General features: G+C 71.6%; 12 protein-coding genes. 7 read left to right on the forward strand and 5 right to left on the reverse strand.

Translation table 11 applies throughout. The features are described from left to right. Position 1: 1 nt before the first annotated feature. The gene (locus ACT3UL_RS05640) at positions 2-442 is read right to left on the reverse strand and encodes an NUDIX hydrolase (RefSeq protein WP_444577164.1); all 441 of its coding nucleotides are present in this window, start codon (positions 440-442) and stop codon (positions 2-4) included. 254 nt (positions 443-696) lie between these two features. Here ACT3UL_RS05640 and ACT3UL_RS05645 point away from each other — a divergent pair, with 254 nt between their 5' ends. Together ACT3UL_RS05645 and ACT3UL_RS05650 are read left to right on the forward strand one after the other, a co-directional pair. After that, a complete protein-coding gene (locus ACT3UL_RS05645; protein WP_444577165.1) occupies positions 697-1,089 on the forward strand; it encodes a hypothetical protein in 393 nt (130 codons plus the stop codon). Positions 1,090-1,177: 88 nt separating this feature from the next. After that, on the forward strand, positions 1,178-1,735 hold the full coding sequence (locus tag ACT3UL_RS05650) for a TetR/AcrR family transcriptional regulator (protein WP_444577166.1): 558 nt from the start codon (positions 1,178-1,180) through the stop codon (positions 1,733-1,735). Positions 1,736-1,820: 85 nt separating this feature from the next. Here ACT3UL_RS05650 and ACT3UL_RS05655 read toward each other — a convergent pair whose 3' ends face one another. Continuing rightward, the gene (locus ACT3UL_RS05655; protein ID WP_444577167.1) at positions 1,821-3,101 is read right to left on the reverse strand and encodes an MFS transporter; all 1,281 of its coding nucleotides are present in this window, start codon (positions 3,099-3,101) and stop codon (positions 1,821-1,823) included. Between the two features lie 277 nt (positions 3,102-3,378). On the opposite strand from ACT3UL_RS05655, the gene gdhA reads away from it, so the two are divergent. Beyond that, positions 3,379-4,722 (forward strand): NADP-specific glutamate dehydrogenase, encoded by a 1,344-nt coding sequence (gene gdhA, locus ACT3UL_RS05660; RefSeq protein ID WP_444577168.1) that lies wholly within the window; start codon positions 3,379-3,381, stop codon positions 4,720-4,722. 187 nt (positions 4,723-4,909) lie between these two features. On the opposite strand, the gene ACT3UL_RS05665 is transcribed toward gdhA, so the two are convergent. Continuing rightward, positions 4,910-5,443, reverse strand: coding sequence for a hypothetical protein (locus ACT3UL_RS05665; RefSeq protein ID WP_444577169.1), 534 nt, complete (start codon positions 5,441-5,443; stop codon positions 4,910-4,912). A gap of 147 nt (positions 5,444-5,590) precedes the next feature. Between ACT3UL_RS05665 and ACT3UL_RS05670 the strand changes: the two genes are divergently transcribed. Continuing rightward, complete coding sequence (locus ACT3UL_RS05670; RefSeq protein ID WP_444577170.1) at positions 5,591-7,033, forward strand: hypothetical protein; 1,443 nt, start codon at positions 5,591-5,593, stop codon at positions 7,031-7,033. Positions 7,034-7,315: 282 nt separating this feature from the next. Here the strand turns inward: ACT3UL_RS05670 and ACT3UL_RS05675 are convergent, their stop codons facing one another. Then, positions 7,316-8,104, reverse strand: coding sequence for a fructosamine kinase family protein (locus ACT3UL_RS05675; protein ID WP_444577171.1), 789 nt, complete (start codon positions 8,102-8,104; stop codon positions 7,316-7,318). Positions 8,105-8,246: 142 nt separating this feature from the next. Beyond that, positions 8,247-9,491: an aminoglycoside phosphotransferase family protein gene (locus ACT3UL_RS05680; RefSeq protein WP_444577172.1), complete on the reverse strand. Its 1,245-nt coding sequence runs from the start codon at positions 9,489-9,491 to the stop codon at positions 8,247-8,249. 166 nt (positions 9,492-9,657) lie between these two features. Between ACT3UL_RS05680 and ACT3UL_RS05685 the strand changes: the two genes are divergently transcribed. The 3 genes from ACT3UL_RS05685 to ACT3UL_RS05695 all read left to right on the forward strand — a co-directional run bounded on the left by ACT3UL_RS05685 (position 9,658) and on the right by ACT3UL_RS05695 (position 12,531). After that, a complete protein-coding gene (locus ACT3UL_RS05685; protein WP_444577173.1) occupies positions 9,658-10,581 on the forward strand; it encodes a sulfite exporter TauE/SafE family protein in 924 nt (307 codons plus the stop codon). Between the two features lie 296 nt (positions 10,582-10,877). Beyond that, positions 10,878-11,441 (forward strand): DinB family protein, encoded by a 564-nt coding sequence (locus ACT3UL_RS05690; RefSeq protein WP_444577174.1) that lies wholly within the window; start codon positions 10,878-10,880, stop codon positions 11,439-11,441. Between the two features lie 73 nt (positions 11,442-11,514). Next, the gene (locus ACT3UL_RS05695; RefSeq protein ID WP_444577175.1) at positions 11,515-12,531 is read left to right on the forward strand and encodes a GNAT family N-acetyltransferase; all 1,017 of its coding nucleotides are present in this window, start codon (positions 11,515-11,517) and stop codon (positions 12,529-12,531) included. Positions 12,532-12,533 lie beyond the last annotated feature (2 nt).

Below are 12,533 nucleotides of genomic sequence, written 5' to 3' on the forward strand. Positions count from 1 at the left end.
CTCATCCGTCGGTCGCGTTCTGGAGGCTCTCGTAGGCCTGGTCGACGATGCCCGCTCGGGGCTCGTGGTCCGGGAGCCCTGCCAGCGGCATCCAGCGTGCTTCGTCCGTCGTCCCGCCGATCTCGGTGGTTCCGAGCTCTCCGCCGATGATGGTGGCCTCGAAGATGACGCGCACGGCTTTGAACGGCCGCGGTGAGCTGGTGCCCGCGTCGGCCGTCGAGGTGCTGCTGAACAGGGGGCGTCCGACGGCCACATGGAACCCGGTCTCCTCGAAGACCTCGCGCACCACAGCCGCGTCGAGGGACTCCTCGAACTCGACCCCGCCACCCGGGAGCGTCCACCACGGAGTGGAGCCGTTGAACCAGGTCAGCAGGATGTGTCCGTGGCCATCGGTGATCACGGCATAGGCGCTCACGCGTGTGTCCCACTCGGTGAAATCCATCGCGTCAACGTATCAAGGGACGGGGGCCCTCACGCCCGACATACTGGGTGCCATGAACACCTGTCGTGCACGCGTCGTGGTTCTCGGTGCCATGGTGGCTCTGACCGCGTCGTCGTGCTCGGGCGCTCCTGTGCCCGACGATGGTTCGTTGCCGTTCGACACCACCACGACGTCCGACGAGTGACGGCTCCGACGATGAAGGCCATCTGCCGCGTCACCCCCGCACTGGGCATCGCCCACGAGGACGGTCGGATATGAGCAGGCTGCTGCACACCAGGTCGCGGCTGACCGCACTGGGAGCCGCCCTGCTCCTCCTCGCCGGCTGCTCGGCGACCACCAGCTACAGCGACGCGGGGGACCAGCTGCCGCAATCCGACCTGGTGGACGCTCTGCCCACCGCCTGGGAGAGCACCGAGATCGTCGACGACACCCACATCCGTGTGACCTTCCTGGGCGGCGTCGACGACTGCTACGGCCATGACGTCGACGTCGAGGAGACGGCCAGCTCGATCACGATCTCGGTCTCCACCGGTGGCCTCCCACGTCACATCGGGGGATGTGACGCCCCTCTGCTCGAGTACACGACTCTCGTCGAGACCGAGCAGCCCGTCGGTGACCGGACGATCATCGACGGTCATGCCGAGTGACCTCGATCCGTCGGCTGTGAGAGCGGGCCCGAGCCGGGTCCCGCGAGCGACTGCCACCGATCCGCCCGGCCCCGCTAGGGTCGGGTCTGTGCCCGACTCCGCCCGTACCCGCCGCCACGACCCGCAGCGCCGCGACCGCATCATCGATGCCTGCCTCGACGTGATCGCGGAGCACGGCGTCGCCGGCACGTCGCACCGCCGGGTCGCGGCGGCCGCGGACGTCCCGCTGGGGTCGATGACCTATCACTTCGACGGGATGGACGATCTGCTGCGTGAGGCCTTCCTCCGCTATGCGGACCGGGGCGCGGCCCTGGTGGAGCGCCGGATGGCGTCGGCCACGACTCTCGACGAGGCGCTCGACGCCTTCGCCGCGAACATCGACGAGGACGTCTTCGTGACCCAGCGCGACCTGGTGATCAGCCAGGAGCTCTACACCCTGGCGGCCCGCCGGCCGGAGTTCCGGGACATCACCAGCGGCTGGATGGCGCGCACCCGGGCCACGCTGGCCCCCTTCGTCGACGCCGACACCGCGGTCATGCTGGACGCCCTGAACGAGGGCCTCGCCCTGCATCGTGCGCTGCACACCGATCCGTCGGCCGCCGCGCTGATCCGCGGCGCGCTGGGGCGCCTGGCCCGACCGGACTGATCGTGGAGATGGCGCGGACGGCTCTGTCGGGCTGAGAGGCGCACCGCGGGTCCGGTCAGGGAGATGTCAGGCTGTTTTGCGCCGGTCAGAGCGTTGCGGAGGCGTTCCCGGGCTCGGTGACCCGTGGCGCGCGTCGGCCGCTGAGCACACCGGCCAGCGCGATCACCAGCGCTCCGGCGATCGGGACCACGAGCAGGCCGTAGCGGAGCCCGGCGGTGTCGGCCACCAGGCCCACCAGCGGAGGTGAGGCGAGGAACCCCAGCCGCATCAGCCAGGACACGACCGTGAGACCGGTGCCGTGGCGCAGCCCGGGCAGGTCGTCGGCCTCCTGCATCGCGGCGGGTACGAGGGTCGCGCTGCCCAGGCCCGCCAGGGCGAAGCCGACGATCGTGCCGGGCACGGTCGGGAATGCCAGCGCGGTGGCCATGCCCACGGCGATGACCAGGCCGCCGGCGCGGGCCACGGCGCGCTGCCCGAAGCGGTCCACCAGGGAGTCGCCGGCCAGGCGCCCCACGAACTGCGCACCCACCAGGGCGATGTACCCGGTGGCGGCGATCGCCGCCGGGGCGCCGAGGTCGCGGGCGAGGTAGAGGGTCGCCCAGGAGTTCCCGGCGTCCTCGACGAGCGTGCCGCCGATGGCGATCACGACGAGGGCTCCCAGCAGCAGCGCGGTGCGTCCTCGGGTCGGGCGCAGGGCGGCCGGCGGGGGAGCGCCCGTCGTGCCGGCCGCGGCTGCCGCCTCCGTGGTGTCCACCGCCGCGGTGCCCTCGTCGGCCCCACCGGTGGGGCTTTCCGGGTCCTTTCCCGGGAGGGCGAATCGGAGCGCCACCAGGGAGATCACGGCGAACAGGGCGCCGGAGACGCTCAGATGCACGCGCAGCGGCACGTCCAGCGCGATCGCGAGGGCGGCCATCGAGCCGCCGAGCACCGCCCCGATGGACCACACAGCGTGGAAGGAGTTGATGATCGAGCGTCCGTAGCGGCGCTGCACGCGCAGGCCGTGCGCGTTCTGGGCGACATCGGTGATCGCGTCGCACGCACCGGCGACGAGGAGCGCGAGCGCCAGGACGCCGGCGACGGGCGCCCAGGACGCGGCGAACAGGCCCAGTGCCGTGAGGATCGTGCCGGCCACCGCCAGCGGCGCGGAGCCGAAGCGGCGGATCAGCGCACCGGCTCCCAGCCCGGCGAGGATGGCGCCGGCGGGGAACGCGGCGAGCACCAGGCCGTAGGTGGAGTTCGCCAGCCCCAGCTCTCCCTTGATCTCGGGATAGCGGGGCAGGAGGTTCGCGAGCAGGGCGCCGTTGGTCAGGAACATCGCGGCGACGGCGCCACGGGCTCGGCGCACCTCGGGGAGGGGAGAAGGCATGCGTACGATCGTACGTAGTGGGGTCATGTGCTGTCGACAGTGATCCTCGCCTCGCTGCACCGCGGAGGCGCCCGACCGGCAGAAATCCGGGCCGAGCAGGGACTTCTGCTGATTCTGACCAGAACTGCGCCGGGTGGAGGCCCACTGCTCGGACGCGGTGTTCCAACATCTGGGATGACTACGTACTCTGGAACGGCTCTGACCGTAGGTCGCCGTGGGCCCCCGTGCCCGCTGTCACCGCCGACTCTCCCCTCCAGGAGACCCTGAAAGGACCGCGATGATCGATTCGATGCTCCAGAACACGTATGACCAGGTGCTGCACCGCAACCCCGGTGAACCCGAGTTCCACCAGGCAGTGCGCGAGGTCTTCGAGTCGCTCGAGTACATCCAGGGCCGTCACCCGGAGTACAACGATCAGGGCATCCTCATGCGCCTGTGCGAGCCGGAGCGTCAGATCATCTTCCGCGTCCCGTGGGTCGACGACCAGAACGTCGTGCAGATCAACCGCGGCTTCCGCGTCGAGTACAACTCCGCGCTCGGCCCGTACAAGGGCGGCCTGCGGTTCCACCCCAGCGTGAACCTCGGCATCGTGAAGTTCCTCGGCTTCGAGCAGATCTTCAAGAACTCCCTGACCGGTCTGCCCATCGGCGGCGGCAAGGGCGGTTCCGACTTCGATCCGCACGGCCGCAGCGATGGCGAGGTCATGCGCTTCTGCCAGTCCTTCATGACCGAGCTGCACCGCCACATGGGCGAGTACACCGACGTCCCCGCCGGTGACATCGGCGTGGGCGCCCGCGAGATCGGCTACCTCTTCGGCCAGTACAAGCGCCTGACCAACCGCTATGAGGCCGGCGTGCTCACCGGCAAGGGCCTGGACTGGGGCGGCTCCCTCGTGCGCAAGGAGGCCACCGGCTACGGCGCGGCCATCTTCGCTGACGAGATGCTCAAGTCCCGCGGCGACTCGTTCGAGGGTCGCCGGGTCGCCGTCTCCGGCTCCGGCAACGTCGCGATCTACGCGATCGAGAAGGCCAAGCAGCTCGGCGGCATCCCGATCACCGCCTCTGACTCCTCCGGCTACGTGGTCGACGAGAACGGCATCGACTTCAAGCTGCTCCAGCAGATCAAGGAGGTCGAGCGGGGCCGCATCACCGAGTACGCGGAGCGTCGCGGCAACGGCGCGCGGTTCGTCGCCGGCGGCAGCGTCTGGGACGTCCCGGTGGACATCGCCCTGCCCAGCGCCACCCAGAACGAGCTCGACGTCGACGCGGCCCGCACCCTGGTCAAGAACGGCGTCCTCGCCGTGTCCGAGGGCGCGAACATGCCCTGCACCCCCGAGGCCGTGGGCGTGCTCCGTGCCGCCGACGTCGCCTTCGGCCCGGGCAAGGCCGCGAACGCCGGCGGCGTCGCGACGAGCGCCCTGGAGATGCAGCAGAACGCCAGCCGCGACGCGTGGAGCTTCGAGCACACCGAGGGGCGACTCACGCAGATCATGAAGAACATCCACACCACCTGCCTGGAGACGGCCGACGAGTTCGGCCGCCCCGGCGACTACGTGGTGGGCGCGAACGTGGCCGGCTTCCGCAAGGTCGCCGACGCCATGATCGCCTTCGGCGTGATCTGAGCCGGCCCTGAGCTGAGCCGGCCCTGAGCCGATCCGGCCGGGTCCGACCCGGCGCGAGACGCCATCGTGCGCCGTGCTTCCCCTGTCGGAAGCGCGGCGCACGATCGCGTTCACCACGAGGGTGCGGGCGCGGGCTGCTCGGCGGTGCGGAACCGGCGTGAGGGGTCGGGCAGTGCGGACGACCGCGTCAGGCGACCGTCACGGTGAGCTCGATCGGATCGATGTCGCGAGGCCCCTGGTCGCAGCCCTCCGCGATCTCAGTGCGGTAGCAGTGCACGATCCGCACCGTCGAGGTGCCGGGCGCGACGCCGGAGAGCTCGATGGCGTGAGGGGTGGTGCCGCCCGCTTCGGGGCCGTCCCGGCGTGCACGCACCCCGAACACCTCGGCGCCCTGGATCACGTGGGCGGTGACGACGCCGTCGTCCACGGCGGCGTACTCGGCGGCGTCGCCCTCCTGCAGGGGGACCGCACCCCAGCGGTCCCCGATGCTCGGCGACCACTCGCCGAGATCCACCTGGGCCGTCTCGCCGACCTCGATCGACACCTCGTCCGTGCCCTCGGGCAGCAGGTCCGGATCCAGCAGATAGCAGCTGGTCAGCGTCAGGACCGCGACGGCAGCGGACCCCAGGCGCAGATGCCGCGTGCGGTCAGGTCGTCGGCGTCGTCGATCGCTGCGGTCCCCGGATCGTTCCGGCCGTGTCGTCGCATGACGTCGTCTCATGTCGGCTCCCCCTGAGCATGTTGAGCTGTTCCCCCAGCAGGCGACCCCCGTCGCCTCGCTCAGGGTACCCGCCAGGTGTGACCCGGGGCACCCTTTCGTTGCTGAGAACAGTTCTCAGGAACTGCTACTGTTCTGATCATGATTCAGATGAGAACCATTGTCATGAAGCGGCGTGCTGTCGCGCTCCTCGGTGTCGGCGTGCTCGCGCTGTCCGCCTGCGGCGGGCCGGCCGGAGGCGGTTCAGGCGGGTCCGACGGAGCCTCCGACGGCGGTACGGCCGGCGAAGGGGCGGCCCCCGAGACGGACCGCACCGAGGTGGCCGCCCTCTCGCCGCGCATCGTGCTCGCCCACGAGGGCGGCGTGACCACGCTGGACTCCTCCGACGGCAGCACCGTCGGCAGCTCCGATGTCGCCGGTTATGTGCGGCTGAACCCGGCCGGGGACGGCCGCCACGTCGCCGTGGGCGCCTCCGACGAGATCACGATGTACGACACCGGCCTGCTCGCCCAGGGCCACGGCGACCACTTCCACTACTACGTGCAGGACCCCGCCCTCACCGATCTGTCCGTCCCGGCGCCGATGCCCGGCCACGTCGTCCCCCACGGGGACCGCACCGCCCTGTTCGCCGACGGCACCGGCGACATCACCCTGATCGACCCCACCGCGCTGGTCGACGGCGACCTCGGGATCCTCGAGGAGACCAGCACCGAGGCCCCCCACCACGGCGTCGCGATACCGCTCTCCGACGGGGGCCTGCTCGTCACCCAGGGCACCGAGGACGAGCGCCACACCGTGCAGGCGCTCGACGCCGACGGGAACGTCACCGCCGAGACCGACGACTGCCCCGGCGTGCACGGCGAAGCCGCTGCGAAGCCCACGGAATCCGGCGACGTGATCAGCCTGGGCTGCGAGAACGGCTCCGTGATCTACCGCGACGGCGAGTTCCACAAGGTCGCGATCGACGGCGACTTCCAGCGCTCCGGCAACCAGAAGGGTCACGAGGACTCGTCGATCGTGCTGGCCGACCACAAGGTCGAGGCCGATCCCGAGGGCGGTGCCGAGCACCCCACCGAGATCGCCCTGATCGACACCAGCGACAACACCCAGCAGATCGTGGACCTGGGCTCGGAGTACTGGTTCCGCTCCCTGGACCGCGGTCCGAACGGTGAGGCCCTGGTGCTCACCGCCGACGGCGAGCTGAACATCCTGGACCCCGAGAGCGGCGAGATTCTCCACGAGGTCCCCGTGACGGGGGAGTGGACCGAGCCGGACAACTGGCAGGAGGCCGGCCCCATGATGTCCGTGGCCGACGGCACCGCCTTCGTCGTCGACCCCGCGGCGCAGAAGCTCACGATGGTCGACGTCGCCAGCGGCGAGATCTACCGCGAGCTGGACCTGCCCGTGGTGCCGCACGAGGTCCAGGTGACCACCGGGACCGCGTCGGGCGAGTACGAGATCGCGCCGGGCGCCGACGAGCACGACGATGCCGAGGCGAGTGAGCACGACGACCACGACGAGTCGGAGGCGAGTGACGCCGGCGGCCACGAGGAGCACGAGGGCGACGCGGAGCACGAAGACCACGACCACTGACCGGGACCCGGGCACGACCCCTTCCGCGGACCCTCGCTCTGGTCACGGCCTGACGCCGGACGCCCGACCCCGGTCGGCACCGTGACCTTCCAGTCCCCACCATCCCTCCAGAACGCGATTGTGCGCTGCACTTCCCTCCGTGGAAGCACAGCGCACAATCGCGTCGTGCAGGGCCTCCGGAGGCGTCCTGAACTCCTCCGGCGCTCGTCCTGCGCCCGTCGCGCGAGCTTCGGCGCGGGTGGCCGGTCGGTGCCCGGGGGCGTGGTGGGGAGTCTGCGGGGGTCAGACCCCCAGCGCGTCCGCCCGGGCGATGATCGACTCGGCGGTGGCGATGGCCTGGTCGACATAGGCCTCGCCGAACAGGTGCACGTGCGCGAGCAGGCCGAAGAACAGGTGGGCGGGCAGGTCCTGCTGCCAGTCACCCGGCATCGGGTGCTCGCTCTCGTAGCCCTCGAAGATCTCGTCGAGGAAGGGCGCGTCGAACAGGGACAGCATCGCGAGGTCCTCGAGGCGGTGGCCGCCATGGGCCGACGGGTCGATGAGGGTGACGCCCTCCGCGGTCCACATCAGGTTCCCCGACCACAGGTCGCCGTGGACCCGCGAGGGCTTCTCGGTGCCCTGGCCGCTGATGCCGTCGAAGGCGCCGTCGGCGATCACGTCGATCGCCTCGTCGACGGTGTCGTGCCCGTCGGCGCCGAGGGTGCGGGTGATGCGATCGGCCAGGGGGCGCAGACGGTCGTCGGCCCAGAAGTCGGGGAAGTCCTCGTGCTCGACGGCCGGGACGTCGAAGGGGCTCTCGAGAGGGCCGAACCAGGCGCCCTCACCCGGGGTCCAGCCGAAGCCGGGCGCCCCGGCGTCGTGCAGGCGGGCCAGCTGCGCGCCGAAGGCGCGGGCGGCGTCGGCCGACGGGGCGATCTCCTCGAGCCGCTCCAGACGCAGCTCGCCCTTGCCCACCTCGAGCACCGGGACCACCGGCACCGCCGTCGGCTCTGCCAGCCACTCGAGGCCGGCGGCCTCCGCGGCAAAGTACCCCTTGGGGGCGTTCGGACCGTTCTTCACGAAGTCGCTCATGGCCCCACCGTACGCAGATCGCCCCGGAGGGCAACCGTGCCCGGCCTGAGCGTGGCACAGCACGCAGGATGCGCCCGTCTGCCCGTCTGCCCGTCTGCCCGTCTGCCCGTCTGCCCGTCTGCCCGTCTGCCCGGCCCGGAGGTCAGTCGGGGAGCCCGAGCTCTCGGGCGAGGGTGCCGCGCAGGATCGGGAGCACCCGACGATGCGAGGACCGGGTGGAGGCGCGCGAGGCGACGTGCACGAGCATCGCGGTGCGCTCGTACGCGGTCCACGCCCGCATCCGGTCGCGGAGCGAGGCGGTGTCGGCGATCGAGGCGGGCAGTTCGCCATCCTCGCTGCGTGCCTGCACATAAGCGTCGACGAAGGCCGTGACCTGCTCCTCGTCCAGAGGCACGTACCAGGGCCCGCCGTGCACAGCGCCGCCGATGATCGCGAGGTCGCGGGCAGGGTCGTCGCCCTGCGCCCATTCGAAGTCGATGTATCGCACCACCGGGGCGTCGTCGGACCCGTCTGACCCGTCTGCCCCGGCGGCTCCGTCTGACCAGGCGAATCCGTCTGACCCGACGGCCCTGTCGGTACGGTGAGGGTCCGCTGGGGCGTGCTCCCACAGGATGTTCGTGGCGCACAGGTCGCCGTGGGACAGCACGAAGCCGTCCAGCCCGGCGATCTCCCCCTCGACCGCCGCGACCCGCGCGAGCGCCGCCTCGAGGAAGGGCTCCAGGGCGTGCTCTTCGATCACGGGACCATGCGCGCCACGCCAGGCCGCGACCTCCTCCTCCACCTCGTTGAGCAGGGACGGGACGCCGCGAGGCACCGCCGCCCACGGGTCCGCGCCGAGCACCACCGGGCCACGGCCCGGGGCAGGGACGCCGTGGAGGCGGGCGAGCACCCGCGCGTGCGCGGCCAGGCCCTGGTCGGTCCAGGCTTCGGGGGCCGCCGCGGTGCCGGGCACGTCGGACGCGACGACATAGGCGTGCCCGATCGGGCTGGTCACGGGATCGTCGTGGACGGCGATCGGTGCGGGCCCCACCCCGGTGGGGATCAAGGTCAGCGCCGCGATCTCCTGGGAGAGGTCCTGGTGCAGCTCATCCGGCGGGACATGGGGGATCCGCACGATGAGCGGGGCGTTCTCCTGAGGCGTCACACGCCAGGCGGCGAAGCGCTCGCCCACCCCCGCGAGCGAGACGCGGGCGGTACCGGACAGCGAGGCGGGCAGCACGGAGCGGTGCAGGCCGGGCAGATGCACGGGGGAGGAGTCCGTGTCCAGCGGCATGATCAGCGCGCCGGTGCGCCACGCCTCGACCAGCCGCTGCCCCATCGCGGGCGATGCAGGATCCAGCAGGGCCGTGGGGTGATCGGGCGCAGCGGGGACCACAGAGGGGACCATGTCGACTCCTGGGAAGCGGGGCCTTCGATCCTACGTGGGCAGGATTCGGGGAGTTTCCTTCGCCACGAGGAGGGCTGACGGCCGGCGACCGGCACGTACGGTAGAGGCGATCTGATCGTCGCCGGGGCCTACGACTCCTCGGCCCCTCACCCTGAGGAGTCCCTCCATGGAGCTCGCCCTGCTCGCGATCGGCGTCGGCCTCGGAGTCGGGATCGTGGTCGGAGCCCTCGGAGCGGGCGGCGGCATCCTCGCGGTCCCCGTGCTCGTGTTCCTGCTCGGCATGCCCACGCATTCCGCGACGGCATCGAGTCTGATCATCGTGCTGATCACCGCCCTGGTCAGCCTCCCGCACCACGCCCGGCACGGGAACGTGGAGTGGAAGAACGGCCTGGTCTTCGCGGGCGTCTCGGTGGTCGGCGCCGTCGTCGGCTCGCGCCTGAGCGCCCTGGTGCCGGCGCCCGTGCTGCTCACCCTGTTCGGCGTGATGCTCGTGGGCGTGGCGATCGCGATGCTGCGCCGGGCCCTGCGCTCACGCCGGGACGAGCGGGCCGAAGCGATCGCGCACGGAACCCCCGCGGAGCTCGAGGCAGAGGAGCCGGTCGCCGTGCACGACGATCCGGTGCTGGACCTGCCCGGCCCCGACACCGTCGAAGCGGCCGACGGGATCCAGCGCCACCACGGCGAACCCGAGCTGCCCACGACCCCGGCCGCGTCGGCGTCCCCGCGCCTGCCGCTCGTCATCGCCGCGGCGACCCTCACCGGCTTCCTCACCGGGTTCTTCGGCGTGGGCGGAGGCTTCATCGTCGTGCCGATGCTGGTGATCGCCCTGGGCCTGGCGATGCGTCGCGCCTCGGGGACGAGCCTGCTGGTCATGGTGATCGCGACCGCCACCAGCCTGCTGGCGCGCCTGGGCACCGACGTGCACGTGGACTGGACGATCACGCTGATCTTCGCCGCCGGCTCCGCGGTGGGCGGCATCCTCGGCGGACCGCTGTCCACGAAGGCGCGCCCCTCGACGCTCACGCTGCTGTTCTCGGTGCTGCTGGGCGGAGTGGCCGCCGTGACGCTGGCCCAGACCCTGCTGGGCTGACACCGCAGGCGCTGCACCCGCACGTAGCTCACCGCATGCTGCCCTTGCACGCACCTCACCGCATGCTGCCCTTGCACGCACCTCACCGCATGCTGCCCCGCACGCTGACCACCGCATGCTGCCCCCGCACGCAGCTCCTCCCGCCCCCATGTGGCCTGGTGCGTCGGAATGGGTGGGCGATACCGACGCACGGCACCGTATGGGGTCCTGCGTATCCCACGTCCCGGGGGCGGGCGGGGTTCTCCCGGGCCGCAAAATCGCTCGTGGTCAGCCCGGTGCCGTGGAAGTGTGCAGCCATGAGCACACCTGATCCGTCCTCTGCCCCGTCCACCACGCCCCCAGCCACCCCCGAGGTCGACACCCGCGTCGACCCGCCACCGATGGCCGGGGAGCGCGAATCCCTCGACCGTTGGGTCGAGTTCTACCGCGAGACCCTGCTGCGGAAGATCGACGGACTCGACGCGGAGCAGCTGTGCCGTCGCTCCGTGCCGCCGTCGGTCCTGAGCCCGATCGGGATCGTCCGCCACCTCACCGACGTCGAGGCCTACTGGCTGCGCGAGGTGCTGCTCGACGACGAGCAGCCCGACCCGCACTGCACCGACGACAACCCCGACGGGGACTTCGACGACGTCGACCCCGTGACCGCACTCGCCGATGTCGAGGCCTACCGCGTGGAGCTCGAGGCCACCCGCGCCGCACAGGCGAGCTGGAGCGACCTCGACGGCCCCGTGCTCGGGCTGCGCCACGGCGAGCAGGTGAACCTGCGGTGGATCCTCACCCACCTGATCGAGGAGTACGCCCGCCACCTGGGCCATCTCGACCTGCTGCGCGAGGCGATCGACGGCGGCACCGGGTACTGAGGAACGGATAGTGAGGTGCGAGGCGGAGGGGACGTCATCGCAGGTGCGGGGCTCGTGCCGGATACTGGACGGCATGCCCGACATCTCCGCGCCGCGAGCTCCCGTCCTGACCCATCAGGTCACGCTGACCCTCCTCACGGTCGATGATGCCCCGGCGCTCACGGAGCTCGAGACCCGCAATCGCGAGCAGCTGATGGTCGGCGCACCCGCCCGGTCGGAGAGCTGGTTCACCGAGGCCGGGCAGCGCACCGCGATCGCCCATGCTCTCGCCGACCGGGAAGCAGGCCGCAGCCTGCCGCTCGCCATCCGGCTCGAGGAGAAGGGCGCGACACGGATCGTCGGCCGGCTCAACCTCTCGGGCATCATCCGCGGCGCGTTCGACTCCGCCTCGCTGGGCTACTGGGTCGACCACGACGTCACCGGGCGGGGCATCGCGACCGCGGCGGTGCGCAGCGCGATCGCGGTGGCTTTCGGCGGCCTCGGCCTGCACCGGATCCAGGCCGAGGTGCAGGTCGGCAACGACGCCTCGGCGCGCGTGCTCGAGCACTGCGGCTTCGCCGAGTACGGCCTGGCACCCTCCTACCTGCGGCTCGGCGGGGAGTGGGCGGACTGCCGCCTGTTCCAGCTGGTCGACTCGCGATGGCGGCCGACGGATCCGTCGTCGGCCCCGCCGACCGGGGAGCTCGTCGTGGGCCCGGAGGTGCCGGCGCTGCAGGAGGTCCTGGACCTCTACGACGCGGTGGGCTGGGGCGCGTACACCGAGTCGCCGTCGACGCTGCTGCGAGCGCTCGCCGGAAGCGCCCACGTCGTCACCGCACGCCGCGACGGCGAACTGCTGGGCCTGGCCCGAGCGGTCGGCGACGGCGCCACCATCGCCTACCTGCAGGACGTGCTCGTGCGGCCCGACGCGCATCGGGCCGGCATCGGCCGACGCCTGGTCGACGCGGCCTTCGCCCCCTTCGCCACGGTGCGCCAGCAGGTGCTGCTCACCGACGCCGAGCCCGGCCAGCGCGCCTTCTACGAGTCGCTCGGATTCATCGAGGCCCACGACCACGATCCGGAGCTGCGCTCTTTCGTGCGTCTACAGTGACC

It is taken from the genome of Brachybacterium sp. 107, from assembly GCF_052379725.1.
Taxonomy (GTDB): Bacteria; Actinomycetota; Actinomycetes; order Actinomycetales; family Dermabacteraceae; genus Brachybacterium.

Excerpts from the sequence above, each read along its gene's own strand:
- ACT3UL_RS05640 (WP_444577164.1), bottom strand. The coding sequence starts at position 442 with ATGGATTTCACCGAGTGGGACACACGCGTGAGCGCCTATGCCGTGATC.
- ACT3UL_RS05645 (WP_444577165.1), top strand. The coding sequence starts at position 697 with ATGAGCAGGCTGCTGCACACCAGGTCGCGGCTGACCGCACTGGGAGCC.
- ACT3UL_RS05655 (WP_444577167.1), bottom strand. The coding sequence starts at position 3,101 with ATGCCTTCTCCCCTCCCCGAGGTGCGCCGAGCCCGTGGCGCCGTCGCC.
- gdhA (WP_444577168.1), top strand. The coding sequence starts at position 3,379 with ATGATCGATTCGATGCTCCAGAACACGTATGACCAGGTGCTGCACCGC.
- ACT3UL_RS05665 (WP_444577169.1), bottom strand. The coding sequence starts at position 5,443 with ATGAGACGACGTCATGCGACGACACGGCCGGAACGATCCGGGGACCGC.
- ACT3UL_RS05670 (WP_444577170.1), top strand. The coding sequence starts at position 5,591 with ATGAGAACCATTGTCATGAAGCGGCGTGCTGTCGCGCTCCTCGGTGTC.
- ACT3UL_RS05675 (WP_444577171.1), bottom strand. The coding sequence starts at position 8,104 with ATGAGCGACTTCGTGAAGAACGGTCCGAACGCCCCCAAGGGGTACTTT.
- ACT3UL_RS05680 (WP_444577172.1), bottom strand. The coding sequence starts at position 9,491 with ATGGTCCCCTCTGTGGTCCCCGCTGCGCCCGATCACCCCACGGCCCTG.
- ACT3UL_RS05685 (WP_444577173.1), top strand. The coding sequence starts at position 9,658 with ATGGAGCTCGCCCTGCTCGCGATCGGCGTCGGCCTCGGAGTCGGGATC.
- ACT3UL_RS05690 (WP_444577174.1), top strand. The coding sequence starts at position 10,878 with ATGAGCACACCTGATCCGTCCTCTGCCCCGTCCACCACGCCCCCAGCC.
- ACT3UL_RS05695 (WP_444577175.1), top strand. The coding sequence starts at position 11,515 with ATGCCCGACATCTCCGCGCCGCGAGCTCCCGTCCTGACCCATCAGGTC.